At 60.1% G+C, this 25,154-nt stretch carries 21 protein-coding genes; 13 read left to right on the top strand and 8 right to left on the bottom strand.

The genetic code is table 11. The features are described from left to right. Window position 1 precedes the first annotated feature (1 nt). On the bottom strand, window positions 2–1,633 hold the full coding sequence (gene hisS / locus ACR0NT_RS16595) for a histidine--tRNA ligase (protein ID WP_170440683.1): 1,632 nt from the start codon (window positions 1,631–1,633) through the stop codon (window positions 2–4). A 129-nt stretch (window positions 1,634–1,762) separates the two neighbouring features. Between hisS and ACR0NT_RS16590 the strand changes: the two genes are divergently transcribed. After that, the gene (locus ACR0NT_RS16590) at window positions 1,763–1,957 is read left to right on the top strand and encodes a SlyX family protein (RefSeq protein WP_170440680.1); all 195 of its coding nucleotides are present in this window, start codon (window positions 1,763–1,765) and stop codon (window positions 1,955–1,957) included. A 4-nt stretch (window positions 1,958–1,961) separates the two neighbouring features. Here the strand turns inward: ACR0NT_RS16590 and ACR0NT_RS16585 are convergent, their stop codons facing one another. From ACR0NT_RS16585 to dnaE, 3 genes are all read right to left on the bottom strand, one after another. Then, window positions 1,962–2,309: a hypothetical protein gene (locus ACR0NT_RS16585; protein WP_480443393.1), complete on the bottom strand. Its 348-nt coding sequence runs from the start codon at window positions 2,307–2,309 to the stop codon at window positions 1,962–1,964. A 26-nt stretch (window positions 2,310–2,335) separates the two neighbouring features. After that, window positions 2,336–2,554 carry a YMGG-like glycine zipper-containing protein gene (locus tag ACR0NT_RS16580; protein ID WP_170440677.1) on the bottom strand — a complete coding sequence of 73 codons (219 nt, stop codon included), beginning with the start codon at window positions 2,552–2,554 and terminating at the stop codon, window positions 2,336–2,338. Between the two features lie 85 nt (window positions 2,555–2,639). Continuing rightward, window positions 2,640–6,140 carry a DNA polymerase III subunit alpha gene (dnaE, locus tag ACR0NT_RS16575; protein ID WP_170674697.1) on the bottom strand — a complete coding sequence of 1,167 codons (3,501 nt, stop codon included), beginning with the start codon at window positions 6,138–6,140 and terminating at the stop codon, window positions 2,640–2,642. Between the two features lie 344 nt (window positions 6,141–6,484). On the opposite strand from dnaE, the gene xdhA reads away from it, so the two are divergent. The 9 genes from xdhA (at window position 6,485) to ACR0NT_RS16530 (ending at window position 16,905) form a co-directional block, all read left to right on the top strand. Continuing rightward, on the top strand, window positions 6,485–7,843 hold the full coding sequence (gene xdhA / locus ACR0NT_RS16570; protein ID WP_170674695.1) for a xanthine dehydrogenase small subunit: 1,359 nt from the start codon (window positions 6,485–6,487) through the stop codon (window positions 7,841–7,843). Beyond that, window positions 7,840–10,242 (top strand): xanthine dehydrogenase molybdopterin binding subunit, encoded by a 2,403-nt coding sequence (gene xdhB / locus ACR0NT_RS16565; RefSeq protein ID WP_170674693.1) that lies wholly within the window; start codon window positions 7,840–7,842, stop codon window positions 10,240–10,242. The genes xdhA and xdhB overlap by 4 nt, the downstream gene beginning before the upstream one ends. After that, complete coding sequence (xdhC, locus tag ACR0NT_RS16560; protein ID WP_170440669.1) at window positions 10,242–11,189, top strand: xanthine dehydrogenase accessory protein XdhC; 948 nt, start codon at window positions 10,242–10,244, stop codon at window positions 11,187–11,189. Before xdhB ends, xdhC begins: the two co-directional genes overlap by 1 nt. Continuing rightward, entirely contained in the window at window positions 11,186–12,703 is a 1,518-nt protein-coding gene (locus ACR0NT_RS16555) for an ABC transporter ATP-binding protein (RefSeq protein WP_170674691.1), read from the top strand. Before xdhC ends, ACR0NT_RS16555 begins: the two co-directional genes overlap by 4 nt. Window positions 12,704–12,766: 63 nt before the next feature. Then, window positions 12,767–13,849, top strand: coding sequence for an ABC transporter permease (locus tag ACR0NT_RS16550; protein WP_170440664.1), 1,083 nt, complete (start codon window positions 12,767–12,769; stop codon window positions 13,847–13,849). Continuing rightward, entirely contained in the window at window positions 13,850–14,770 is a 921-nt protein-coding gene (locus tag ACR0NT_RS16545; protein WP_170332151.1) for an ABC transporter permease, read from the top strand. A 31-nt stretch (window positions 14,771–14,801) separates the two neighbouring features. Continuing rightward, a complete protein-coding gene (locus tag ACR0NT_RS16540; RefSeq protein ID WP_170674689.1) occupies window positions 14,802–15,875 on the top strand; it encodes a BMP family ABC transporter substrate-binding protein in 1,074 nt (357 codons plus the stop codon). A 176-nt stretch (window positions 15,876–16,051) separates the two neighbouring features. Further along, window positions 16,052–16,195: a hypothetical protein gene (locus ACR0NT_RS16535; protein ID WP_170440660.1), complete on the top strand. Its 144-nt coding sequence runs from the start codon at window positions 16,052–16,054 to the stop codon at window positions 16,193–16,195. 47 nt (window positions 16,196–16,242) lie between these two features. Continuing rightward, complete coding sequence (locus ACR0NT_RS16530; protein WP_170440658.1) at window positions 16,243–16,905, top strand: helix-turn-helix domain-containing protein; 663 nt, start codon at window positions 16,243–16,245, stop codon at window positions 16,903–16,905. A 260-nt stretch (window positions 16,906–17,165) separates the two neighbouring features. Here ACR0NT_RS16530 and ACR0NT_RS16525 read toward each other — a convergent pair whose 3' ends face one another. Next, window positions 17,166–18,398, bottom strand: a complete 1,233-nt coding sequence (locus ACR0NT_RS16525) for an HlyD family secretion protein (protein WP_170440656.1) — start codon at window positions 18,396–18,398, stop codon at window positions 17,166–17,168. A 3-nt stretch (window positions 18,399–18,401) separates the two neighbouring features. Then, entirely contained in the window at window positions 18,402–18,806 is a 405-nt protein-coding gene (locus ACR0NT_RS16520; RefSeq protein WP_480443387.1) for a hypothetical protein, read from the bottom strand. Between the two features lie 118 nt (window positions 18,807–18,924). Here ACR0NT_RS16520 and ACR0NT_RS16515 point away from each other — a divergent pair, with 118 nt between their 5' ends. From ACR0NT_RS16515 to ACR0NT_RS16505, 3 genes are all read left to right on the top strand, one after another. Beyond that, the gene (locus ACR0NT_RS16515) at window positions 18,925–19,998 is read left to right on the top strand and encodes an FAD-dependent oxidoreductase (RefSeq protein WP_170674688.1); all 1,074 of its coding nucleotides are present in this window, start codon (window positions 18,925–18,927) and stop codon (window positions 19,996–19,998) included. Further along, the gene (locus ACR0NT_RS16510) at window positions 19,995–20,648 is read left to right on the top strand and encodes a DUF938 domain-containing protein (protein WP_170674686.1); all 654 of its coding nucleotides are present in this window, start codon (window positions 19,995–19,997) and stop codon (window positions 20,646–20,648) included. Before ACR0NT_RS16515 ends, ACR0NT_RS16510 begins: the two co-directional genes overlap by 4 nt. A gap of 69 nt (window positions 20,649–20,717) precedes the next feature. Continuing rightward, window positions 20,718–21,053, top strand: a complete 336-nt coding sequence (locus tag ACR0NT_RS16505; RefSeq protein WP_170440650.1) for a carboxymuconolactone decarboxylase family protein — start codon at window positions 20,718–20,720, stop codon at window positions 21,051–21,053. 45 nt (window positions 21,054–21,098) lie between these two features. Here the strand turns inward: ACR0NT_RS16505 and ACR0NT_RS16500 are convergent, their stop codons facing one another. Next, window positions 21,099–23,606, bottom strand: coding sequence for a GcvT family protein (locus tag ACR0NT_RS16500; protein ID WP_170674684.1), 2,508 nt, complete (start codon window positions 23,604–23,606; stop codon window positions 21,099–21,101). Window positions 23,607–23,743: 137 nt separating this feature from the next. Then, the gene (locus ACR0NT_RS16495) at window positions 23,744–25,060 is read right to left on the bottom strand and encodes a hypothetical protein (protein WP_170674682.1); all 1,317 of its coding nucleotides are present in this window, start codon (window positions 25,058–25,060) and stop codon (window positions 23,744–23,746) included. Window positions 25,061–25,154: the final 94 nt, after the last annotated feature.

The raw sequence follows: 25,154 nt of genomic DNA, 5'->3' as shown, positions 1-25,154 counted from the left end.
CCTAGTCCTGACTGTCCAGAATTTCACGCACCTTGGCGACCAGATCGCTGCGCGGTACTTCGAACTGGCTGGGGCGTTCCTTCCATTCCTCAAGCGTGGCGCTTTCGGCGATCTTGGCGCCAAGGATCAGGTCCTTGATCTGCACGATGCCGTTGGCCTTTTCGTCACCACCTTCGATCACCGCAATCGGCGAGTTGCGCTTGTCCGCATATTTCAGCTGATTGCCGAAATTCTTGGGGTTGCCCAGATAGACCTCGGCGCGGATCTCTGCATTGCGCAGCTCGGCCACCATCGCCTGATAGTCAGCCATGCGGTCCCGATCCATAACGGTGACCACAACGGGGCCCGTGGCCTTTGCGGCGATCCGGCCCTTTTCGCGCAAGGCAGCCAGCAGACGGTCAACACCGATGGAGACACCAGTTGCCGGTACTTCCTGTCCGGTGAAACGCTTGACCAGATCGTCGTAGCGACCACCGCCTGCAACAGAACCAAATTGGCGCTTGCGGCCTTTTTCGTCAAAAATCTCGAACGTTAGTTCAGCCTCGTATACCGGTCCGGTGTAATATCCCAACCCACGTACGACGGAAGGATCGACCCTGATCCGGTCCGCCCCGTACCCTTGCGCGCTAAGAAGCTCAAAGATTTGCTTAAGCTCTTCAACGCCTTGGAAACCCACAGTAGAACTTCCGACAATTCTCTTCAGATGATCGAAAACTCTTGTGTTCCAAATAGACAAAGCATCCGGATCGGAAGCTACTGGATCATTTCTAAATTCATGTGAAACTGCGTACCGCGCTCGGTCCAACTGGTCGCCGCGTTCATTGTTGCCCTCATCGAAAGCACGTGAGGCTTCCTGAGAAAGCTCATTCTGAACAATGCTGAAATAGTTGATAAACCCCAGAACAGGTTGCATCTGGGCATCGCTCAAGCCGACACCGTCGATAAAAGCTCCAGAAGAATCGAGGCGGCCTTTACCTAGCAGTTCTCGCACGCCCTGCTCACCAACTTTGTCGAATTTGTCGATTGTTCGCAGAACAGCGTCCTTCTGATTTTCATCAGCGAGACCGATGGTCTCTAGCACGCCATTCAGAACCTTACGGTTGTTGACCCGCACCAGATAGTCGCCGCGCGGAATGCCGACGGTCTCCAGAGTATCCGACAGCATGGCACAAATCTCGGCATCTGCGGCCATCGAGGCCGTGCCCACCGTATCCGCATCGCACTGATAAAACTGACGATAGCGCCCCGGCCCGGGCTTTTCGTTGCGCCAGACCGGACCCATCGCATAACGGCGATATGGTGTCGGCAGATCGTTACGATGCTGCGCATAGACGCGGGCCAGAGGCGCTGTCAGGTCATAGCGCAGGGCCATCCAGTCGCCCTTGTCGTTTTCGTCAACCTCCTGCCACGCGAACACGCCCTCGTTCGGGCGATCCACGTCGGGCAGGAACTTGCCCAGCGCCTCGACGGTTTCGACCGCGCTGCTCTCGAGCGCATCAAACCCGTACCGATGATAGACGTCCGCAATGGTCCGCAGCATCTCGGTGCGCTGCGAGACTTCCTGGCCGAAATAGTCGCGGAACCCTTTGGGCGTAATCGCCTTGGGGCGGGGCTGTTTCTTGGGCTTGGCCATGTGGGGCGTCCTTGGGATTTTCATGTTCCGCGCGCGGTCTATCCCATGGCCTGCATCGGGGCAAGGCGCGCTTTCGCTGGCCACGGCGTCACAGGGTCGCTATGACCGGCGCAGGAACAGGAGTCCCCAATGCAGCATCTGGAAGAACAGATCGCCCATCTGACCCGCACGGTCGAAGAGCTGAACACGGTCGTCACCCGCCAGCAATCCGAGATCGACCGCCTCACCCGTCGCGTCGAGATGCTGTTGCAGCGCGAGGCCGAACGGGCGCAGGAAGGATCGGGCGGAGTCGTCTTCGGAGACGAACGCCCGCCGCATTATTGACGGATCACAGGCCCAGCGTCGTTTTCACCGCGTTGTCGACCACTCCGCCCAGCAGGGCATCCTTATCGGCGGCGCATCCTTCCGACAGCGCGGCGATGAAGGCTTCACGCAGTTGCGCCTTTTCCTCGTCAGTGGTCGCGTGATCTTCGATATTGATCTGACGATTATACAGCGACAGGGCCGTCATCTTGCCCACGACCTCGACAACAAAGGCTTCGTCCCCGTCAGCCTCTTCAGCAATCGAAGCGCAGGTGTAGTGCATCACAGGCAACGCGTCCTGTACCATCTGTTCAGCCGCGTCATCGGCAATCGCCACACACGGAACCATCAGGATTGCGGCGCAAACGGGCATTTTGAATCTCATAAACTGCATCGCCATCACTTCCAGTTATGTCCGATAATGGCCCCGGCCACGCCGCCAATCGCTGCGCCCTTGCCGTCGCCAACCAGTGCACCGACGCCCGCGCCGATCAGCGCGCCTTCGATCGTCTTTTTCTTTTTGTCATCCTTGTCATCTGCCAGCCCCCCGGACGCCATCGCCAGAGACGCGGCGGCTGCCAATGCAAATGTTCTTAAGCCCAAAGCTGAAAAGCGCATGAAAGTGCCCTCCTGTGACACGCCCCAAATGAAGCAATGATCACAGCCTAGCCGCGCAAAAACGCTGTGGCAACAAATGGCTGGCTCAGATTTCCTGAACGTCGGTGACACCGTCCAGAGACTTGATCGCGCCCTTGATCTGAGGGTTGATCGGGAAATCCTGCCCCAGATCCATCTCGACATCACCCGGCAGGCCCGGGTCCATCAGAAAGACATGGATCGGCCCTTTCGAGGCCCGCTTGGCCGCACCAGCGGCGTCCTCAAGCACCTTGGCGACGGTTGCCAGCACCGCCGGTTCGTCCACGAATATCCGTAGCCCCGTTGCCCCAGCCTCGGCCACGACCGTATCCACCGGCCCGACCGAGCGGCCCAGCAGTTTCAGCTGATCTGCCTCCATCGTCGCCTCGGCGGTCAGCACCACCTGCGCGCCGGTTTCCAGATACTCGCGCGATTTCTCCAGCGTTTCCGAGAACAGGGTGACCTCATAGGCGCCCGTCGGGTCCGAGAGTTGGGCAAAGGCGAACCGGTTACCGCGCGCTGATTTCCGTTCCTGCCGCCCGGCCACGACACCTGCCATTTTCGCAATGAACGGCCCTGACCGCGCCTTTTCCGTCACCTCGTCCAATGTCAGCACCTGCTTGCGCTTTAACGCAGGCATATAGTCATCCAGCGGGTGGCCCGAGAGGTAAAAGCCGATGGCCCTGAACTCCTCGCTCAAGCGCTCGGCGGGCAACCAGTCGGGCGTCGGCGACAGGCGCGGTTCCGGCAGGTCGTCGCCCGCCTCACCAAACAGCGACACCTGGTTCGAGTTCTTCTGATCATGGATTGCCGCAGAATACTGCACCAGAGGATCAAGGCTTTCGAACACGCGGCGGCGGTTATTGTCGAGTTGATCGAAGGCCCCGGCCCGCGCCAGCATCTCCAGCGGGCGTTTGCCGACCTTCTTCAGATCAACCCGCCGGGCAAAGTCGAACAGGTTGACGAACGGCTTATCGCCACGCCCTTCCACAACCAGATTCATCGCCTCGACGCCGACGTTTTTCAACGCGCCCAGCGCATAGACCAGTTCGCCATTCACCACGTCAAAGGTCGCCAACGACCGGTTCACACAGGGCGGTACATAGGGCAGTTCCAGCCCCTTGCGGACCTCTTCGAAATAGACAGCCAGCTTGTCGGTCAGGTGGATATCGCAGTTCATGACCCCGGCCATGAACTCGACCGGGTGGTTCGCCTTCAGCCAGCCGGTCTGATAGCTGACCACCGCATAAGCCGCCGCGTGGGATTTGTTGAAGCCGTAGTTGGCGAATTTCTCCAGCAGGTCGAAAACCTCGCTGGCTTTCTTGGCGTCCACGCCATTCTCGCCCGCGCCCTTTTCGAATTTCGGGCGCTCGGCGTCCATCGCCTCTTTGATCTTTTTACCCATCGCGCGGCGCAACAGGTCGGCGCCGCCGAGGCTGTACCCGGCCATGACCTGCGCAATCTGCATCACCTGTTCCTGATAAACGATGATGCCTTGCGTTTCCTCAAGGATATGGTCGATGAGGGGATGAACCGAGGTGATCTTGCGCAGCCCGTTCTTGACCTCGCAATAGGTCGGGATGTTCTCCATCGGGCCGGGACGATACAGCGCCACAAGGGCCACGATGTCCTCGATACAGGTCGGCTTCATCCGCTTGAGCGCGTCCATCATGCCCGAGGATTCCACCTGGAACACCGCCACCGTCTTGGCCGCCGAGTAAAGCTTGTATGTCGCCTCGTCATCCAGCGGGATAGCGTTGATCTGGTTCTCGGCCCCTTCTGCAGGTTCGTAAAGCTCGGTGCCGTCCGCCGCGACATGCAAGGGACGCCCGGACTTGAAAATGATGTCCATCGCGTTCTGGATCACGGTCAGCGTTTTCAGACCCAGAAAGTCGAACTTGACCAGCCCGGCCTGTTCCACCCATTTCATGTTGAACTGAGTCGCTGGCATGTCCGAGCGCGGGTCCTGATACAGCGGCACCAGCGCGTCCAGCGGACGATCTCCGATCACTACCCCCGCCGCGTGGGTCGAGGCGTTGCGCAAAAGCCCCTCGACCTGCTGGCCGTAGGTCAGCAGACGGTCTACCACCTCCTCGCTGCGGGCCTCTTCGCGTAGTCGGGGTTCGTCCTTCAGCGCCTTTTCAATGGAAACAGGCTTCACGCCCTCAACCGGAATCATCTTAGACAGCCGATCCACCTGCCCATACGGCATCTGCAACACCCGCCCGATATCGCGCACGGCTGCCTTGGACAGCAACGCACCAAAGGTGATGATCTGCCCCACCTTGTCGCGCCCGTATTTCTGCTGCACGTACCGGATCACCTCTTCCCGGCGGTCCATGCAGAAGTCGATATCGAAGTCGGGCATCGACACCCGTTCGGGGTTCAGAAACCGCTCGAACAGCAGCGAATAGCGCAGCGGGTCAAGGTCGGTGATCGTCAGTGCATAAGCCACCAAAGACCCCGCGCCCGAGCCCCGCCCCGGCCCCACCGGAATGTCGTGATCCTTGGCCCATTGGATAAAGTCCGCAACGATCAGGAAGTAACCGGGAAAGCCCATACCTTCGATGATGCCCAGTTCAAAATCCAGCCGTTCCTGGTATTCTTCAGGTGTCACCGCATGGGGGATCACCGCCAGACGTTTTTGCAAGCCCTCATTCGCGATGCGGCGCAGTTCGGCGACCTCGTCATCAGCGAATTTCGGCAGGATCGGATCACGGCGATAGGCCATGAACGCACATCGCTGCGCGATCTCGACCGTATTCTCGATGGCCTCGGGCAAGTCGGCGAACAAGGTCACCATCTCCTGCTGCGACTTGAAATAGTGCTGCGCGGTCAGGCGGCGGCGGCCCTCCTGCTGGTCGACATAGGCGCCCTCGGCGATACAGATCAGTGCGTCGTGGGCCTCATACATGTCTGTCGTCGGGAAATAGACGTCGTTGGTCGCGACCAGAGGCAGGTTCTTGGCATAAGCCATTTCGACATGGCCACGCTCGGTCAGGCGTTCGGCCTCGGGCTGGCCGTCTTCCCCCGGATGGCGCTGCAGTTCTATGTAAAGGCGATCCGGGAACATCGCCGCCAACTGATCAACCAGCACCTCGGCCGCAGGGCGCTGACCCTGTTGCAGCAGCATTCCAACCGGCCCATCCGGCCCGCCTGTCAAACAGATCAAACCGTCCGACCGGTCCGCCAACTCTTCCAACGTGACCTGCGGCAACTGCCCGCCCTTATCCACGTAAAGGCAAGAACTGAGCTTCATCAGGTTCTCATACCCCACCTCGGATTGCGCCAGCAACACCAGCGGCGCAGGCGCTTTGGGCTTTTCACCGGGCTGCGCCTGCAGATAGGTCAGATCAACCTGACAGCCCATGATCGGCTGCACCCCGGCGCCACTGGCGGTCACTGAAAACTCCAGCGCCGAGAACATCGAATTGGTGTCTGTCACCGCGACAGCGGGCATCTCCATCTTCTCGCACAGGGCGGGCAGCTTTTTCAGCCGCACGGCGCCTTCCAGCAGGGAATATTCGGTGTGAACACGGAGGTGAATGAATCGAGGGGTACTGCTCATACCGCCTACGCTATCCCAGCCAGCTGCCCGGCAAAAGCGGGAACCGCAGCTTTGGAATGCCAAAAAAATCAGTGCGGATTATTCGGCTTTTGCAGAAGGTGCTTCGGGATTGACCGGGCGCCGCCCGAAAAAAGCGCTTTATTTACAAGCGACTGCCTTTTACACAAACGCGACATTCACAAGCTGTACCCGTCTAATGGTGCATAATATAGGCAGTTTTTCTTGCCAGAGAACCTGCCCTGTTTCTAACATCTGACGGCAAGCTATCCGCCCGCCACTCTTTCTACGTCGCATCGAAGGAGGGCACCCAAGGGCGCAACCGGGTAAGGCGACGGGTTTCTCGAATGAATATCACGTTTCTTCTGAACGGAGAGACAGTGGAGCTGGCGGATGTCGATCCGACAGCGACCCTGCTGGACTGGCTGCGCGAGGATCGCGGCCTGACCGGCACCAAGGAAGGCTGCAACGAGGGCGATTGCGGCGCCTGCACCGTCATGGTGACGGATGAGGGTGGTGCCAAGGCACTGAATTCCTGCATCCTGTTCCTGCCGCAACTGCATGGCAAAGCGGTTCGCACAGTCGAAGGCGCAAGTGGCCCGAATGGTGAAGCGCATCCGGTGCAGCGGGCGATGGTCGATCTGCATGGCTCTCAATGCGGCTTCTGCACCCCCGGCTTTGTCATGTCGATGGTCGCCAGCCACGCGAATGGTGCGACGGATCACGACACCCAGCTTGCCGGAAACCTGTGCCGCTGTACCGGCTACGCCCCGATCATTCGCGCGGCTCAGGCCGCTGAGGATCAGCCCATTCCCGTCTGGGTCAAAGACAAACCGGTCGCCGTGCAGGCATCGCCGATGGTGCCCGGCTCATCCGACGAATTGGCAGCAGTGTACGCCGAGAACCCGGATGCCACCCTTGTCGCTGGAGCGACCGATGTGGGGCTTTGGGTCACCAAGCAATTGCGCGACCTGGACCCGGTGATCTTCCTCAACCGCTGCGAGGATCTGAAACAGATCACGATCACCGAGGACGAAGTTCGCTTTGGCGCGATGGTCGACATGAACCGGATGGGCGCGGCGCTGACTGATCTGCACCCCTCTTACGCTGAAATGATCCGCCGTTATGCCAGCGTTCAGGTGCGCCACGCGGCCACCGTTGGCGGTAATATCGCCAATGGGTCACCCATCGGAGACAACCCACCCGCCCTGATCGCGTTGGATGCCACCCTGCATCTGCGCAATGGCGATGCGCGGCGGTCGATGCCTCTGGAAGAGTTCTTCATCGATTACGGCAAGCAGGACCGCGCTCCGGGTGAGTTCGTCGAAGCCGTCAGTTTCCCCCGTCAAGCGGATCGCTTGAAAGCCTACAAACTCAGCAAACGGTTCGATCAGGATATCTCGGCCGTGTGCGGCTGTTTCAATATCACCGTTACGGACGGCACCGTCACACAAGCGCGCATCGCGTTTGGCGGCATGGCGGGCATCCCGAAACGGGCAACCCATGTCGAGGCCGCTCTGATCGGCAAACCGTGGACGCGCGAAACCATTGACGCCGCGCTGCCCACCTTTGCCGACGACTATTCACCACTCACGGACATGCGCGCCTCGGCCACCTATCGTCTGGAAACCGCAAAAGCGATGCTGGAACGATATTTCCTCGAGGATCAGGGCGAAGTGACCAATGTGCTGGAGGTGTCGGCATGAGCGTGACCAAACCCCTCCCCCACGACGCGGCACCGCTGCATGTGTCCGGCTCGGCGCGTTACGTGGATGACATCCCGACGCCAAAGGGTTCTCTGCATTTGGCATTTGGCCTGAGCCCGATTGCCAAAGGCAAGATCACCGCGATGGACCTGTCGGCCGTGAAGGCCGCTGAGGGCGTAGTGATGGTGATGACTGCGGATGACCTGCCGTTTGCCAACGACGTCTCACCCTCGATCCATGACGAACCGCTGCTGTCCGACGGAACAGTTCACTATATCGGTCAGCCGGTGTTTCTGATCGTCGCCACCAGCCATCTGGCCGCCCGCAAGGCCGCGCGTCTGGGTAAGATCGACTATGCCGAAGAAACACCCATTCTGACGGTCGAAGAGGCTCTGGCCGCCGATAGCCGGTTCGAGGACGGCCCGCGCACCTATGCCAAGGGTGACGCCGACGCGGCCATTGCGGGCGCGGCCCACGTGGTTGAAGGCTCCTTTGAACTCGGCGGGCAAGAGCATTTCTATCTGGAAGGTCAGGCTGCGCTGGCCGTGCCGAATGAAGGTGCGGATATGCTGGTGCATAGCTCGACCCAGCACCCGACCGAGATTCAGCACAAGGTGGCGGACGCTTTGGGCGTTCCGATGCATGCTGTCCGGGTCGAAACACGCCGGATGGGTGGTGGCTTTGGCGGCAAAGAAAGCCAGGGCAATGCGCTGGCCGTCGCCTGCGCGATCGCTGCGCGCGTTACCGGTAAAGCCTGCAAGATGCGCTATGACCGCGACGATGACATGATCATCACCGGCAAGCGTCACGCCTTCCGGATTTCCTACAAGGCCGGGTTCGATGAGCATGGTCATATTCAGGGCGTCTCGTTCCTGCACCACGCCATCTGCGGCTGGGCACAGGACTTGTCCCTTCCCGTCGCCGACCGTGCGATGCTGCATTCGGACAACGCCTATCTGCTGCCCAATGCGCGGATCGAAAGCCACCGGCTGAAGACCAACACCCAATCCGCCACCGCCTATCGCGGGTTCGGAGGCCCGCAGGGCATGGTCGGGATTGAGCGCGTGATGGACCACGCTGCGCATGAGTTGGGTCTTGACCCGGTCGAACTGCGCCGTCGTAACTACTATGAGCCGGCGCACAAGGTTGTCGAGGTCGAACCGGCTGAGAAACCGCTGGGTCACCCCGACCCGCATGAAGACCTGACCAGCCGTGGTGCAGTGGAAATGGGGGACGCTCCGGTACGCCCCCTGCCCGCAGGCGGCAACACCACGCCCTATGGTATGGAGGTCAGCGATTTTGAGCTGCACGGTATGACCGAAGCGCTGCTGAAATCCAGCGACTATGCCGTGCGCAAAGCCGCAATCAAGAAATGGAACGCCGAGAACAGCGTGATCAAGAAGGGCATCGCCTTCTCTCCGGTCAAGTTCGGGATTTCATTTACGCTGACCCATCTGAACCAGGCGGGCGCGCTGGTGCATGTGTATCAGGACGGATCGGTCCACCTGAATCATGGCGGCACCGAGATGGGACAGGGGCTGTTCCAGAAAGTCGCGCAGGTGGCCGCGTCCCGCTTTGGCATCCCGCTGGAGATGGTCAAGATCACCGCCACCGATACCGCCAAAGTGCCGAACACCTCGGCCACGGCGGCATCCTCGGGCAGTGACCTGAACGGCATGGCCGTAAAAGCGGCCTGCGACACGATCCGCGACCGGATGGCCGACTATCTGGCTGAACGCCATCAGGCCGACCCATCCGCGGTCACCTTTGCGGACGGATACGTTTCGGTCGGCGAGGAACGCTATAGCTTCGCCGAAGCGACCGCATTGGCCTATCAGGGGCGCATCAGCTTGTCGGCGACCGGCTTCTATAAAACGCCCAAGATCGAATGGGACCGGATCGCTGGGCGTGGCCGCCCGTTCTTCTACTTCGCCTATGGGGCTTCTATCACCGAGGTCGCCGTGGACACTCTGACCGGCGAAAACCGCATCCTGCGCACCGATATCCTGCATGACGCGGGCGCCTCGCTGAACCCGGCGCTGGATATCGGGCAGGTCGAAGGCGGCTATGTGCAAGGCGCAGGCTGGCTGACGACCGAGGAACTGGTCTGGGACGGCAAGGGCAACCTGCGCACCCACGCGCCCTCGACCTACAAGATCCCGGCCTGTTCGGATCGGCCGGACATCTTTAACGTCGCGCTCTGGGATGGTGAGAACCGCGAGGACACGATCTATCGCTCGAAGGCTGTGGGTGAGCCACCCTTCATGCTGGGCATCTCGGCGTGGTTGGCGCTGTCGAATGCGGTGGCCGCCTGTGGCGACAGCTATCCGGCACTGGATGCACCCGCCACAGCCGAAGAGGTCTGGCGCGGCGTCCAACGGGTAAAAGGAGGAACCTGATGGGATTTGATCAAGAGGCTTTGTGGGAGGCGGTCAAAACCCACGGGAAAGTCACCCGGGTGGTCATCGCTGCGATCAAGGGGTCATCCCCGCGCGAAGTCGGCGCTGCAATGCTGGTTTGGCCAGAAAAAACCGGCTTCGGGCAAAGTGGCACCATCGGCGGCGGCACGCTGGAGTTTCAAGCGGCTGAGGCCGCGTGGACACAGACGGTACAAGCCCGCCTGACACATCACGCGCTTGGCCCTGACATGGGCCAATGCTGTGGCGGCGCGGTGTCACTGCTGAGCGAGGTCTATGACCAAGACGCCATGAACGCGCTGGACGATACCGTGATCGCGCGGTCTCCGTCGGGCGGCGACATGCCCCTGTCGGTCAAACGTCTGCTGGCGGCCGCGCGCGGACAGGGCGTCGCGCCCGAACCGCAACTGGTCGACGGTTGGATGGTTGAGCCGGTACACAAGCCAACACGAAACCTGTGGATCTGGGGCGCAGGCCATGTGGGCCGCGCGCTGGTGGATGTTCTGTCCCCCCTGCCCGATCTGGCGATCACATGGGTAGATACGGGGCCAGAGCGGTTTCCTGACGCGATTCCCAACGGTGTAACGGTGGTTCCGGCGGCAAAACCCGCCGAACTGGTGCGCCATGCCCCCCGCGATGCAGAACATCTTGTGCTGACTTATTCGCACAATCTGGATTTAGAACTGTGCAACCGGCTGCTTTCGCATGATTTCCGCTTTGCTGGCCTGATCGGCTCGGCTACCAAATGGGCGCGATTCCGGTCGCGGCTGGCGGCCCTCGGGCATTCGCCCGAACGGATCAGCCGGATCACTTGCCCGATTGGGGACCCCGGCCTGGGCAAACACCCGCAGATGATCGCCGTTGGTGTCGCAGCGCAGCTCTTGCGCCCGGCCCGACAGAACGAGTTGAAGAAGGACCTGAGCGCGTGACCACTCCACTTTTAGGCCTGCAAGGGCTGACCAAGGCCTATCCTGGCGTCGTGGCCAATGACCAGGTGTCCTTTGACATCGGTGAGGGCGAAGTTCACGCCCTGCTGGGTGAAAACGGCGCGGGTAAATCCACGCTGGTCAAAATGATCTACGGGTTGGTGAAACCCGACAGCGGCACAATGTTGCTGCGGGGCCAGCCCTTTGCGCCACCTGAACCCCGCGCGGCGCGGGCCGACGGGATCGCAATGGTGTTCCAGCACTTTTCGCTGTTCGATGCATTGAACGTGGCCGAAAACATCGCGCTGGGGATGGAGAACCCGCCCCCGATGGGTGATCTGGCCTCGCGCATCCGCGAAGTGTCCGAGACCTACGGCCTGCCGCTGGACCCCTACCGCACCGTTGGCGACCTGTCCGCAGGCGAACGCCAGCGGGTCGAAATCATCCGCTGTCTGCTGCAGGACCCGAAGCTGCTGATCATGGACGAGCCGACCTCGGTTCTGACCCCTCAAGAGGTCGATATCCTGTTTGAAACACTGAACAAACTGCGGTCCGAGGGCACTTCGATCCTGTATATCTCGCACAAACTGGAAGAAATCCGGACCCTGTGCGACCACGCCACGATCCTGCGTCTGGGCAAGAATGTCGGCGAGTGTGTCCCCTCTGAAACCTCGGCCCGCGACATGGCCGAGATGATGGTTGGATCGACCTTGCAGACGCCCGAACGGTCGGGCCGCGAGTTCGGCGAGGTCGCGCTGGATGTCAGCGGGCTGTCTGTGCCCTCGCCGTCGGAATTCGGCACGGCGTTGCGCAATGTCCACATGACGGTCCGCAAGGGCGAGGTTCTGGGCATCGGTGGCGTCGCCGGGAACGGGCAGGATGAATTGCTGGGCGTGCTGTCGGGCGAAATCCTGACAACCGCCGATGCGATCAAGTTCAACGGCCAGAAGATCGGCAAGCTCGGCCCCACCGCCCGGCGAAAGCTGGGCGTGCTGACCGCCCCCGAGGAACGGCTGGGTCATGCGGCGGCTCCGGATATGAGCCTGACCGAAAACGCCCTGCTGACCGGCTCGGTCCGCGAAGGACTGGAAAGCAACGGGTTCCTGAAATGGGCCGAGACCAAGAGCTTTGCTGAGAAAATCATCAGCGCTTTTGACGTGCGCACGCCTGGGCCGGAGAACGCAGCGCGCTCGCTGTCGGGCGGAAACCTGCAGAAATTCGTGATTGGGCGCGAGGTGTTGCAAAACCCCGACGTGCTTGTGGTCAACCAGCCGACATGGGGTGTGGATGCAGCGGCGGCGGCCTCAATCCGGCAGGCCATTCTGGATCTGGCCGCCAAAGGTACGGCGGTGATCTGTATCAGCCAGGACCTCGACGAGCTGATGGAAATCTCGGACAGCTTCGCGGCCCTGAACGAAGGCCGCCTGAGCGCCCCGCGCCCGACCACGGGTCTGACAGTCGACGAGATCGGCCTGATGATGGGTGGCGCGCATGGCATGGAGGTGGCGCATGTATGAACGGTCGCGTCGCCTTCGGCGAGAGTATTTGAAAAAAGATGAAGATGGGTGGGGGATGAGCAGATGATTGTGTTGGAGAAACGGCCGCAGCCGTCCAAGGCGTGGTCTTATGCCACCCCTCTGGTCGCGGTGCTGGCGACGATGGTGTGCGGCGGCATTCTGTTCGCCATTCTGGGCAAGAACCCGGTTGAGGCCATCGGAACCATTTTTTGGGAGCCTCTGTTTGGTGAGTTCGCCTTTTACTACCGCCCGCAATTGCTGGTGAAAGGCGCCCCTTTGGTGTTGATCGCCATCGGCCTGTCGCTGGGTTTCCGTGCCGGTATCTGGAACATCGGTGCCGAGGGGCAGTACATCATGGGCGCCATCTTTGGTGCGGGGGCCGGTCTGGCCTTCTACCCTCTGGATGCGTGGTACATCTTTCCGATCATGGTGATTGCCGGAGCCTTTGGCGGCTGGCTGTGGGCGATGATCCCGGCCTTTCTGAAGGTGCGATTTGGGACCAACGAAATCCTCGTGTCGCTGATGCTGGTCTATGTGGCCGAGCAGATGCTGGCCTCAGTCTCGTTGGGGTTGCTGAAAAACCCCGAGGGGTTCGGCTTTCCCGGCTCGCGCAACCTGCAATCCTATGACAGCGCGCATAATGCTGAGCTGATCGCGGGTTCGGGGATGCATTGGGGGGTCGTCACAGCGCTGATCGCGGTGATCTTTGCCTATGTCCTGCTGAACCGGCATATGCTGGGTTTTCACATCCGCCTGACGGGTGAGGCACCCCGCGCGGCCAAGTTCGCAGGTGTGAACCCTGCGCGTCTGATCCTGTTCTGTTTGGGACTGTCCGGCGCGCTGGCGGGGCTGGCGGGGATGTTCGAAGTTTCCGGCCCGTCGGGTGTGGTCAGCATCGACTTTAACGTCGGCTATGGTTTTACCGCGATCATTGTGGCCTTCCTTGGTCGTCTGCATCCGGTGGGCATCCTGCTGGCCGGTGGCCTGATGGCGCTGACCTATATTGGCGGTGAAATCGCCCAGTCCCAGCTGGGTCTGCCCGCCGCGGCCATTCAGGTGTTCCAGGGAATGCTGCTGTTCTTCCTTCTGGCCTTCGATCTTTTGACCAACTACCGCATCCGTGCGGCCCGTAGCGAGGTAGCGTAAATGGACCTTGGTGAAATCAATCCCGTCCTTCTGGTCGCCTCTCTGATGGTGGCCGCAACCCCCCTGCTGCTGGCCGCGATCGGAGAGTTGGTCGTCGAGAAAGCAGGTGTTCTGAACCTTGGCGTCGAGGGCATGATGATCGTCGGCGCAATCAGCGGCTTTGCGATCTCGGTCGAGACGGGCTCGCCCTGGCTTGGCTTTGTCGCGGCGGCCATTGGCGGCGCTGTGCTGTCGCTGCTGTTCGTACTGCTGACACAGGTCGCACTGGCCAATCAGGTCGCAAGTGGCCTTGCCCTCACCCTATTCGGACTCGGCTTCAGCGCGCTGATGGGTCAAAGCTATGTGGGGGTCAAGCCACCCGACATGGGTGAAATCCACATCCCCGTGATCAGCGATATCCCGGTGATTGGCCCGATCCTATTCCAGCATGATCCGATCCTCTATGTCGGCATCGCTCTGACCGCGGCTGTCTGGGCTACGCTGAAATACACCCGCGTCGGCCTGATCCTGCGCGCGGTGGGGGAAAACCACGATGCGGCGCATGCGCTTGGCTACAAGGTCATCAAGATTCGCATCATGGCGATCCTGTTCGGTGGCGCCTGCGCGGGCCTTGGTGGGGCTTACATCAGCCTGATCCGCGTGCCGCAATGGACCGAGGGCATGACGGCCGGTGTCGGCTGGATTGCCCTGGCTCTGGTGGTGTTTGCCAGTTGGAAGCCGTGGCGCGCGTTGCTGGGTGCCTATTTGTTCGGCGGAATCACGGTGTTGCAGCTGAATTTGCAGGCAGCGGGCGTTGCCATTCCCGTCGAGTATCTGGCAATGTCGCCCTATATCATCACGATCCTTGTGCTTGTGATCCTTTCGGCCGACAAGAGCAGCGCACCTGCCGCACTGGGCCGGACCTTCCATGCCTCGCACTAGGGGCCAACTGTACCAACTTGGGGAGTAACACATGAAATTCACTACACTTCTGACAAGTGCCGCCTTGGCGCTGGGTCTGGCCACAGGCGCCATGGCCGAAGACAAGACCAAGGTCGGCTTCGTCTATGTCGGCCCGGTCGGTGACGGCGGCTGGACCTATGAGCACAACAAGGGCCGTCTGGCAGTTGAGGAGCACTTTGGCGACAAGGTCGAAACCGTGTTCGTTGAGTCGGTGCCGGAGGGCCCGGATGCCGAGCGCGTGATGACCCAGATGGCGCTGGAAGGGGCCGATCTGATCTTCACGACCTCCTTCGGCTACATGGACCCGACCATCAACGTCGCCAAGAAATTCCCGAACGTGAAATTCGAGCACGCGACCGGCTATAAAACCGCCGACAACGTCTCGGTCTATTCGGCCCGTTTCTACGAAGGCCGGGCTGTTCAGGGCCATATCGCGGGCAAGATGACGGAATCGAACATCATCGGCTATATCGGGTCCTACCCGATCCCCGAAGTGATCCGCGGCATCAACTCGGCCTATATCCACGCCAAGAAGGTGAACCCGGATGTCGAATTCAAGATCGTCTGGGCCTACACTTGGTTCGATCCTGCAAAAGAGGCTGATGCCGCCACCGTTCTGATCGAACAGGGCGCGGACGTGATCCTGCAGCACACCGACTCGACCGCGCCTCAGGCGGCTGCGCAAGAGGCAGGCAACGTGATCACCTTCGGCCAGGCCTCGGACATGAGCGAATACGCTCCGTTCCCGCGCGTGTCGTCGATCATCGACAACTGGGCACCCTATTACATCGCGCGCACCCAGGCCGTCATGGATGGGTCGTGGGCGACCGTGAACACCTGGGACGGCATCCGCGAAGGTATGGTTGAGATCGGTGAGATTTCCGACGCCGTACCGGCCGACGTGAAAGAAGAAGCCCTGGCGATGAAGGCTGCCATGGCTGCGGGCGAATACCACCCCTTCTCCGGTCCGTTGAAAAAGCAGGACGGCAGCGACTGGCTGGCCGAAGGCGAAACCGCCGATGACGGTACGCTGGCAGGCATGAACTTCTACGTCGAAGGGCTGGAAGGCGAAATTCCGCAGTAAGCTTAGATCACGCGATCACTGGAAAAGGCCCGCTTCACGCGGGCCTTTTTTAAGTTCTTCAGATCCGAGAAAAACACAAATATTCCGATTATTCCCGAGTATTCCAACGGGGGAGATTATTACAACCGGACAGAGAGGCTACGACTGAATCGTGTTACACAATAAAGGAGCACGACATGAAAAAGCCCAATCACAATGCCGACATAAAAAACCCCAACAAAGGCTCGCCCGGACAGAACAAAGCCCATGCGAATGCCCAAGGGCATCGCGGCGGGCAGCTGAACCCAAACCGCAAAACGACCAGCGCCAAGAAGTCATGACATGCAGCCGGGCGCTTTCGAGCGCCCGGCCTATTTAAGGATAAGAAATGAGCGCCAAAAGAAGCACCGAATTCTATGGTGACACTGAAAAACTGATCCAAATTGCATCGAAACACGGGATGCGGCAGACGACCATTGCCTCGCTGTGTAACGTGAGCCAATCCACTGTCAGCAAGTGGAAAAGCGGGGAACTTCCTGCAAAACGCAAGGATATTGCGCCTTTGCTGAAGAAATTCGGTGAGCACCTACGGCGCACACCATTCAAACTCTATCAGACTACGGCCACGCAAGAAGAACCTAGAAAGTTCGTCCGCGTCGAAGGCAAGTTGATCCTGCGAGAGAAGTTCCGCGGCGTTCATAAGGAAAATGTAACGCCCACGCTCCGGGTATCGATCCATCGTCAGGGCGCTGATCAGTTTGCCTTTGTGATCGAGTCGACCATAGCCACTTACCCAGAACGCAACAAAACCACGGGCCCTATGCCCCTGATCACAGATCGGCTGGCTGCTTGGTTTCTGGACGGCACCATTGATCAGGCCGTGTGGGTTGCGGATATGGACAAGCTACGAGACTTGGCACTGCGCCTAGCAAGCGGTGATAATGCCAAACTCTTCCCGTCTCTCGGACAATTACCATATCTCGTGGCCGAGGCACTGCTTAACCACGGGTACAAACTGGATGACCTTGTGGAGTTCAAACTCGCAGAGTAATCTGCACCTCCACAACCAAACCGCCCGAAGGGGCAAATTCTGGCAGCGCCTGAGACACGGGCCCTGTGTCAGGTTTGTGAGCTTTTTGCACGCCGCGTGATCCGGCCTTTTGCCGCCGCGCCGCGCACGAACCGTTAAGGTCCGAACGAGACGACCCGAGCCCGAGCCTAACACGCGACGGCAGGCTCCTCTCTAAGGGGTATGGGGTGGGTCGCCACCAAGCCGCAGGGTGACCTGCCGCTTGGTGGCTGTTTTCAACATCAATGCCCGGTCAGAACCAGCGTGTTCACCGGCATCAGGATCAGGCGCAGGCGCAGGCCTGCGGCGTGGACCACACCGATCGTGTCGATCACGTGCAGGGCGGCAGATTGCCAAAAGCCCAGATCCTCGTGCTCCAGCCGTTCATGATTGTCGGTATAGACATTGGCCAGACAATTGCTGCCCGGCGGGATGTCATCGGCCATGCCTTTATAGAGCGGCTCCATATACACCAGGATCGAACCCGGATTGGTGTTGGCCTGCACATCCCGCAGTTCATCCGTGGGGCGGATTTGCCCGGATGGGATCACGTCCTGAACCTCGACCACCACCATCGGGATCACTGTGAAGGGCTTGGTCATGCACCCCAGTTCTCCGATCATACCGGGTTTGATAACCTGCGCCGACATCTGGTTGAACGCGGCCTGAAACCGGTTGTGACCCGAACTTGACGGGACCAGAATACCAGCCGGGCGCAAAAGCGGGCTGACATAGTCACCGACCTGCAGGCCGAATTGTTCGACCCGGCCCGTCACACCGGCGCTGATCACGGTCTTGTCCAGTTCGGTCAACGCGGCATCCAGCTGCGCGTTGGCGCTGGCCAGTTGGGCAGGGATCAGTTCCTCGATCTGTTGCACGACGGCTGCACGCTGCGACTCGGCAGCCCTCAGTTGCGCCTCACGTTCGGCCACCAGATTCTCCAACCGATCAATCTCGGCCAGTCTTACGGCACTGGAGCCTTCGTCGCGCAGCGTGGTGTTGCGCTCAAGATCCTCAAGCGACTGATCCAGCCCGGCGCGGGCACCGGCAATGCCGGCTTCGGCCTCGGCCAGATCGGTTTCCGCCACTTTCAACGAGGCCTGAACCTGCGCGATCTGGGCATGGGCGGCCTCAACCATGGCGGTCTGGGTGAAATCCTCGATCCGGAAGATCGGCTGGCCTGCGACAACCTGCTGGTTGTTGGAGACATACACCTCGGACACGCGGCCACCCAGCTGCGGCAGGATCGTCACCGTGCGGAAATACGAAGCCGCCGTCTTACTGGCCGGGTGGAAATAAAACAGCGTGGTGATCACCGTCAGCGCCAGAATGGCACAGGTGGTCAGGCCCCAGCGCAGCTCATACCACATGGTAAACAGCGTGATTTCATGACCGATCCGTTTGCCCTGAACAAACCGGCGGAACAGATAGTCGGGCAGCACCGTTATCAGCGCGCACATCAATGTCTCAAGCATGTCTTACTGCTCCTGCTGCGCGGCGGTTTCCGAGGGCTGGACCGGCGCCGGTTCGGGCGGGTCCTGTTTGCCCAAAGATCGGATCGCGTCGGCGATGGCCCTCAGCGGGGCGGCAACGTCGGGAAACTGGAACCCGGCCACCAGAACGGCGGCAACCCAGAACAGACCGTTATGGGTGAACAGCGCCAACAGGGCCAGTATGCCGACCAATTGGAACTGTGGGTGGTTGGATTCATGCGCGATCTTTTCGGGGATCGAGTGCAGGGTGAAATATCCCACGCCAATCAGAATGATGACGACAACGGTAAAAATAAACATGAACGTCAAAAGAAAATCACTGCCGTCCGCCTGGGTCACGTAGGACGGAATATGCCCCGTGGCCATCGGGTGTAGGTCTGCGGTACTCACCCTGCCCTCCTGTTTCTGCTTGGTTCTTGTTTGGATGGGTTGATGCGTAAATTCAAGCCTGCTTTAAGTTTTCAGACGTTTTCATGCACTGAACACGGCACGTGACCAAAGGGGACACATGACTGATTTTCTGATCATCGGCGGCGGCATTGCCGGCCTCAGCACCGGGGCGCGGCTGTCCCAGCACGGGAAAGTCACCGTGCTCGAGGCCGAGGAGGCCCTGGGCTATCATGCCTCGGGCCGTTCGGCCGCATTGTTCGAAGAAAGCTATGGGCCGTCGTCGGTTGTAGCACTGAACAAGGCCAGCGCCGAATTCATGCGCACCGGAAACGGTGGCTATCTGACGCCGCGCGGGTTGATGCTGGTTGGTGGAAAGGGTCAGGCCTCGGGGTTCGAACGGGACATGGTGGATCTGAACATGCAGGTCATCACCACGGGGGAGGCGCGGGCTCGGGTACCGATCCTGAACCCTGATACGTTGGGCTTCGCCGCCGTCAGTACTGCGGCCTTCGACATCGACACGGACAGGTTGCTGCAAGATTTCGCCCGCGTCATTCGCGGTAATGGTGGTGAGGTTCTGACCAAAGCCAAGGTCACCGCCATTCGCAAAGCCCGTCACTGGATAATCGAGGCCGGTGGCACCTACGAGGCCGATACCCTGATCAATGCTGCGGGCGCCTGGGTGGACAAGGTCGCAGCAATGGCCGGGATTGCCCCGATCGGGATCATTCCGAAACGCAGGTCGATGGCACGCCTGCCTGCGCCGGGCGGGCATGACGTGAAAGACTGGCCCATGATGCTGGGCGTGGGTGAGGCGTGGTATGCCAAACCCGATGCGGGCAAGCTGCTGGTTTCTCCGTCCGAGGCCGATCCGGTGCCGCCACATGATGCCTATGCCGACGATATGATTCTGGCCGAAGGCCTGGCCCGGTACGAAGAGATGGTCACCGAGCCCGTCACGCGGGTTGAAACCAACTGGGCGGGGTTGCGCAGCTTTGCCCCCGATGGAACCCTTGTGCTGGGGCCGGAACCGGCTGACCCGTCGTTCATATGGGTGGCCGGTCAGGGCGGGTACGGGTTCCAAACCTCTCCGGCCGCGTCGCAGTTGGTTGCGGACCGCGTGATCGGTGCTGCGCCGGACCTGGATGCGGAAACGATTGCGGCCCTCAGCCCGGAAAGGTTACGCAGATGACCAAACGCCCTTTACCGTCCAATGCCAGTGTCGCCACCGAAGGGCAGGACGGGCGGCTGATTGCCCCCGCCGCGACCCGCAACGCCGAGGCGCTGTGTGACCTGCTGACGCAATGGGCCCCAACGACCGGACAGGCGCTGGAGATCGCCAGCGGCACAGGCCAGCATGTCAGCGCCTTTGCTCAAGCCTTGCCCGACCTGCATTGGCAACCGACCGAAGTTGAACCCGATCGGCGTGCCAGCATCGACGCTTATGCCACCGATCTGCCCAACGTCGCTGACGCCGTCGCACTGGATGCAACAGCGCAAGGGTGGCATGAAGCGTTCGCCGATCAGAACCTGATCGTTCTGATCAATCTGGTGCATCTGATCAGTTGGCAGGAAACACAGGTACTGATTGCCGAAACCGCACAGGCACTGGCCCCCGGGGGAAGGTTTATCCTCTACGGGCCGTTCAAACGCTCAGGCCAACTGACCAGCGACGGCGACCATAGGTTCCATAGCGCGCTGGTCCAGCAAAACCCCGAGATTGGATATAAGGACGACAAGGACATTGCCGGTTGGATGGCGGGGCAGAACCTGATTGTCCTCGATATTGTCGAGATGCCCGCAAACAATCTGGCCTTTGTCGCGGAAAAGACCGTCACCTGATCAAGATCAAGGCCCGGTTTGACGCATCAAAACATATTCCGTTTGCCTGATATTAAATGGAATAATGACATGAGCTGGCAGGACAAGATCAAAGACACACGCAATGGTCTGCGCAACCTCAACGGCGCGATACCCGACGCCACCCGCGCATTCGGTGCGCTGAGCGCTGCGGTCAAACAAGGCGGAACACTGGATTACAAGACCAAAGAGTACATCGCCTTGGGCATGTCCATTGCGATCCGGTGCGAACCCTGCATCACACTCCACACCGAAGCGCTGGTCAAAGCGGGCGCAACGCGAGAGGAGTTTTCCGATGTGTTGGCCATGGCCGTTCAGATGGGCGGCGGGCCATCGATGATGTATGCCGCCAAGGCATTGGAATGCTACGATGAACTGAGCGCCTGATCCCAAAAGTAAAAGGCCCCGGACTGATCCGGGGCCTTTGTGTGTTTAGCCGTCCTTGCGGATGGTTTCGTTCTTCGGATCGTAGGGGCTGTCGCAGGTGACGACCGCATCCCACAGCTTGTCCTGAATTTTGACTTGCAGCTTGGTGCCTTCGACCGCCATCTCGGGCTTTACGTAGCCCATGCCGATGGATTTCTCGAACGCGACCGAATAGCCGCCCGAGGTCAGACGACCCACACGCTCACCTTCCGGCGTATACAGCGCCTCGCGGCCCCACGGATCGGCATCGTCCGGCCCGTCGATCAGCAGAGTGCAGCACTTCACGCGCACACCGGTCTCTTCCAGCTTGGCCTTGCCGTAGAAGTCTTTCGACAGGTCGACAAAGCGCGGCAGGTCAGCTTCCAGCGGGGTCGCATCGCGGCCCAATTCGGTGCCGAAGGCGCGATAGGATTTCTCCTGACGCAGCCAGTTCTGGGCGCGCGCGCCAACCAGCTTCATACCGTGCTTCTCACCGGCTTTTTCCAGCAGGTCGAACAGGTAGTTCTGCATCTCGATCGGATGGTGCAGTTCCCAGCCCAGCTCGCCGGTATAGGCCACACGGATCGCGTTCACGGGGCACATACCCAGTTCGATCTGGCGGGCCGACAGCCACGGGAAGCGCTTGTTGGACAGAGCGGTTTCCGGATCGGCGTCCTTGATGACCTCTTTCAGAACGTCACGCGACTTGGGTCCGGCGATGGCGAAGACGCCCCACTGGGTGGTCACGTCCTGGATCTCGATGTAGCCGAACTCCTCCATCTTGTCCTCAGCCGCCTTGCGCAGGTAGTCGGCGTCATACTCGGTCCAGGCACCGGCAGAGACGATGTAGTAGTTGTTCTCGCCATTGCGGACGATGGTGTATTCGGTGCGAGTGGTGCCGTTCGATGTCAGCGCGTAGGTCAGGTTGATACGACCGACCTTGGGCAGCTTGTTGCAGGTGAACCAATCCAGGAACTGGGTTGCACCGGGGCCTTTGACGACATGCTTGGTGAAGGCCGACGCGTCGATCAGGCCAACGCCTTCGCGGATCGCTTTGGCTTCTTCGACGGCATATTGCCACCAGTTGCCACGGCGGAACGAACGGCTTTCCTCGTCGAAGTTTTCAGGCGCATCGACGGGGCCAAAGTAGTTGGGGCGTTCCCAACCGTTTACCCAACCGAACTGGGCGCCACGCGCTTTCTGGCGATCATAGGCCGGGACGGTCCGAAGCGGACGGCAGGCCGCGCGCTCTTCATCCGGGTGGTGCAGGATGTAGACGTGCTCATAGCACTCTTCGTTCTTGCGCGCCGCGAACTCGGTGGTCATCCAGTTGCTGCTGTAGCGTTTGGGGTCCAGCGAGGCCATGTCGATCTCGGCTTCGCCATCGACCATCATCTGCGCCAGATAATAGCCGGTGCCGCCTGCGGCTGTGATACCGAAGCTGAAGCCTTCGGCCAGCCACATGTTGCGCAGGCCCGGAGCAGGGCCAACCAGCGGGTTGCCATCGGGGGTGTAGCAGATCGGGCCGTTGAAATCGTCTTTCAGGCCGGACTCGGCACAGGACGGAACACGCTCGGCCATCGCCATATACTGTTCAGCGATCCGGTCCAGATCCAGCGGGAACAGGTCCGCGCGGAAGCTGTCAGGCACGCCATGCTCGAACTGCGCGGGTGCGCCGTGTTCATAGATACCCAGAATCCAGCCGCCGCGTTCCTCACGCGCGTAGGATTCATTGTCAGCGTCGCGCACAACGGGGTGTTCGGGGTTACCAGCTTCGCGCCATTTGACCAGCTCGGGGTCTTTATCCATGACGATGAAGGTATGCTCAACCGGGATCGCGGGCATCTTGATGCCCAGCATCTTGGCGGTGCGTTGCGCGTGGTTGCCCGATGCGGTCACGACATGCTCGGCGGTGATCACCACCTGCTCATCTGACGGAATGAGGTTGCCGCCCTTTTCGACCATCTTGGTGCAGGTGACTTCCCAATGGGTGCCGTTCCAGTGGAAGGCGTCGGCCTGCATCTTGCGGACGATGTCCACACCGCGTTGACGCGCACCCTTGGCCATCGCCTGGGTTACGTCGGCAGGGTTAATGTAGCCGTCTTCGGTGTGGTAGATCGCACCTTTCAGGTCCGAGGTCTCGATCAGCGGCCAGCGTTCCTTGATCTGATCAGGTGTCAGCCATTCATAAGCAACGTCACAGGTCTCGGCTGTGGACGCATACAGCATGTATTCGTCCATGCGTTCCTGCGTCTGCGCCATGCGCAGGTTGCCAACCACGGCGAAACCTGCGTTCAGGCCGGTCTCTTCCTCAAGCGTCTTGTAGAAATCGACCGAGTATTTGTGGATGTGGGTCGTCGCATAGGACATGTTGAACAGCGGCAGCAGGCCCGCTGCGTGCCAGGTGGATCCGGACGTCAGCTCGTCCCGTTCGATCAACATCACATCGTCCCAGCCCGCTTTGGCCAGGTGATAGGCAATCGAGGTCCCGACGGCGCCGCCGCCAACGACCAGTGCTTTGACTTGGGTTTTCATAACCGGACGTCTCTCCTTGGAATCTGTTGGAACCATATGGCGCATTTGCAGGGCCAAACGCGACATTCATCCGACCAGTGAGAGAAGGAAAACGACCCCGCCGCTGCATATGAGCGGCGGAATCTGTCTATCTGAGCTTATTGCCCGGTGACTGAACACCGCTTGATGCTGCCGACCTTGGCACAGCCGCCACCCAACCCGCCCTTGTGCACACGCACCGGCTGGCTGGCCTTTGTGCGCGTTGCCGTGGCCTCTTTGGGTTCCGATTCCCCGAACGCCGGCAGCTTGTCTTTCAGGCGGCTGAAAAAGCCGGGCGCCTCTTGTTCGGCGGCGGCGTCCTTTGCTGCGGTATCCACTTCAGCGGTAATATCCGTTGCTGCGGTGTCCTGTTCGGCTGGGCCATCCAACGCGGCGTGACGTTCATCCGAATCCAGCAGCAATTTCTGCGCCCGCCCATAACCGATCTGCAGGACATCCTGATTTTCGAAAACCTCTCCGCCGGTGATGTCCATCAGACCTTCGCCGTTGAAACCCGACGCTGTCATCGTGTTCACCATAACCGCGGCAAAATCCAGATTCTCGAGCTTTTTGCTGGCTATCTTCTCCTGAACCATCTTCATTTTGGAATACAGGCGGTCCATTTTCGTGGCGACCTCAGGCTGCCGGTCCATCGGTACCGAAAACCCCTGCCCCACTACAGGCGAAGGGAAGGTCAGCAAAGCATTCAGGGCCGCATAGTCAACCGCGCCCAAAAGTTCGCGGATCGAGGCATCGCTGGCATTGGTATGCAACCGGATCACGACCTCTTCGTCAATTCCGATCCGCCCCGTGATCTTGCGATACGCAAGCGCCTCAGTCGGAGAGGTCATGTCCTGAGTAACTTCGATGAACGCGACACCACCGATAACGGCGAACCCTTTCTTGATCACGGCATGTGCCATGAAATTCTGCTGCCGGGACAGCGCGAGCCCCGCCAATGTGTTGCGCACCGATTCCGGTTTCAGGCTGATGTCGAACCAGGCGATTTCTTCACCTTGAACATAGACCGCACCAGTCTCGCTGAGCTTGCGCAGAATGCCGTCTTTGCCCCCGCTGGACAGGCTCATCAGTTCCGCCGTGTTTGAAATGGAACTGATCAGCGGCGTCATGCCATAGCTTGAGATCGCGGTCGCAACGGCCTTGTTATCCGCATCGGTCAGCTCGTATCGTGACCATCTTTTGGTGGATGCCGGGAGATGAGGTTTTGCGCCCGCTTTCCACAGCTTCTTGCGTTCCCGCTCGGCCTCTTTGGCGTCACGTTCGACCTGCTGCTGCGCAAAGCGATGCTTGATCGTGTCCACATAGCCATTGGCGGACAAGGTGCCTTCGTGTTTTTTGTCCTGTTGATAATAATCCAGGCCGACGATGACCAAGACTATGATCATCACAAACCCAAAGATCCGCAAACCGTCCATCTGAATATCCGAAATCAATCGCTGCTCGTTTTCGCGAAAGATAAACCCAAATTGGGGCAGTCTTATGACTGCGACGCCGGAATTTCGGCGCGGA

The organism is Ruegeria sp. AB10 (genome assembly GCF_056542745.1).
The sequence above is the reverse complement of the archived record's forward strand: the minus strand, read 5'-3'. Positions and strand labels throughout refer to the sequence as shown.

Coding starts and splice junctions, on each gene's coding strand:
- hisS (WP_170440683.1), bottom strand. CDS start 1,633: ATGGCCAAGCCCAAGAAACAGCCCCGCCCCAAGGCGATTACGCCCAAA.
- ACR0NT_RS16590 (WP_170440680.1), top strand. CDS start 1,763: ATGCAGCATCTGGAAGAACAGATCGCCCATCTGACCCGCACGGTCGAA.
- ACR0NT_RS16585 (WP_480443393.1), bottom strand. CDS start 2,309: ATGCCCGTTTGCGCCGCAATCCTGATGGTTCCGTGTGTGGCGATTGCC.
- ACR0NT_RS16580 (WP_170440677.1), bottom strand. CDS start 2,554: ATGCGCTTTTCAGCTTTGGGCTTAAGAACATTTGCATTGGCAGCCGCC.
- dnaE (WP_170674697.1), bottom strand. CDS start 6,140: ATGAGCAGTACCCCTCGATTCATTCACCTCCGTGTTCACACCGAATAT.
- xdhA (WP_170674695.1), top strand. CDS start 6,485: ATGAATATCACGTTTCTTCTGAACGGAGAGACAGTGGAGCTGGCGGAT.
- xdhB (WP_170674693.1), top strand. CDS start 7,840: ATGAGCGTGACCAAACCCCTCCCCCACGACGCGGCACCGCTGCATGTG.
- xdhC (WP_170440669.1), top strand. CDS start 10,242: ATGGGATTTGATCAAGAGGCTTTGTGGGAGGCGGTCAAAACCCACGGG.
- ACR0NT_RS16550 (WP_170440664.1), top strand. CDS start 12,767: ATGATTGTGTTGGAGAAACGGCCGCAGCCGTCCAAGGCGTGGTCTTAT.
- ACR0NT_RS16545 (WP_170332151.1), top strand. CDS start 13,850: ATGGACCTTGGTGAAATCAATCCCGTCCTTCTGGTCGCCTCTCTGATG.
- ACR0NT_RS16540 (WP_170674689.1), top strand. CDS start 14,802: ATGAAATTCACTACACTTCTGACAAGTGCCGCCTTGGCGCTGGGTCTG.
- ACR0NT_RS16535 (WP_170440660.1), top strand. CDS start 16,052: ATGAAAAAGCCCAATCACAATGCCGACATAAAAAACCCCAACAAAGGC.
- ACR0NT_RS16530 (WP_170440658.1), top strand. CDS start 16,243: ATGAGCGCCAAAAGAAGCACCGAATTCTATGGTGACACTGAAAAACTG.
- ACR0NT_RS16525 (WP_170440656.1), bottom strand. CDS start 18,398: ATGCTTGAGACATTGATGTGCGCGCTGATAACGGTGCTGCCCGACTAT.
- ACR0NT_RS16515 (WP_170674688.1), top strand. CDS start 18,925: ATGACTGATTTTCTGATCATCGGCGGCGGCATTGCCGGCCTCAGCACC.
- ACR0NT_RS16510 (WP_170674686.1), top strand. CDS start 19,995: ATGACCAAACGCCCTTTACCGTCCAATGCCAGTGTCGCCACCGAAGGG.
- ACR0NT_RS16505 (WP_170440650.1), top strand. CDS start 20,718: ATGAGCTGGCAGGACAAGATCAAAGACACACGCAATGGTCTGCGCAAC.
- ACR0NT_RS16500 (WP_170674684.1), bottom strand. CDS start 23,606: ATGAAAACCCAAGTCAAAGCACTGGTCGTTGGCGGCGGCGCCGTCGGG.
- ACR0NT_RS16495 (WP_170674682.1), bottom strand. CDS start 25,060: ATGGACGGTTTGCGGATCTTTGGGTTTGTGATGATCATAGTCTTGGTC.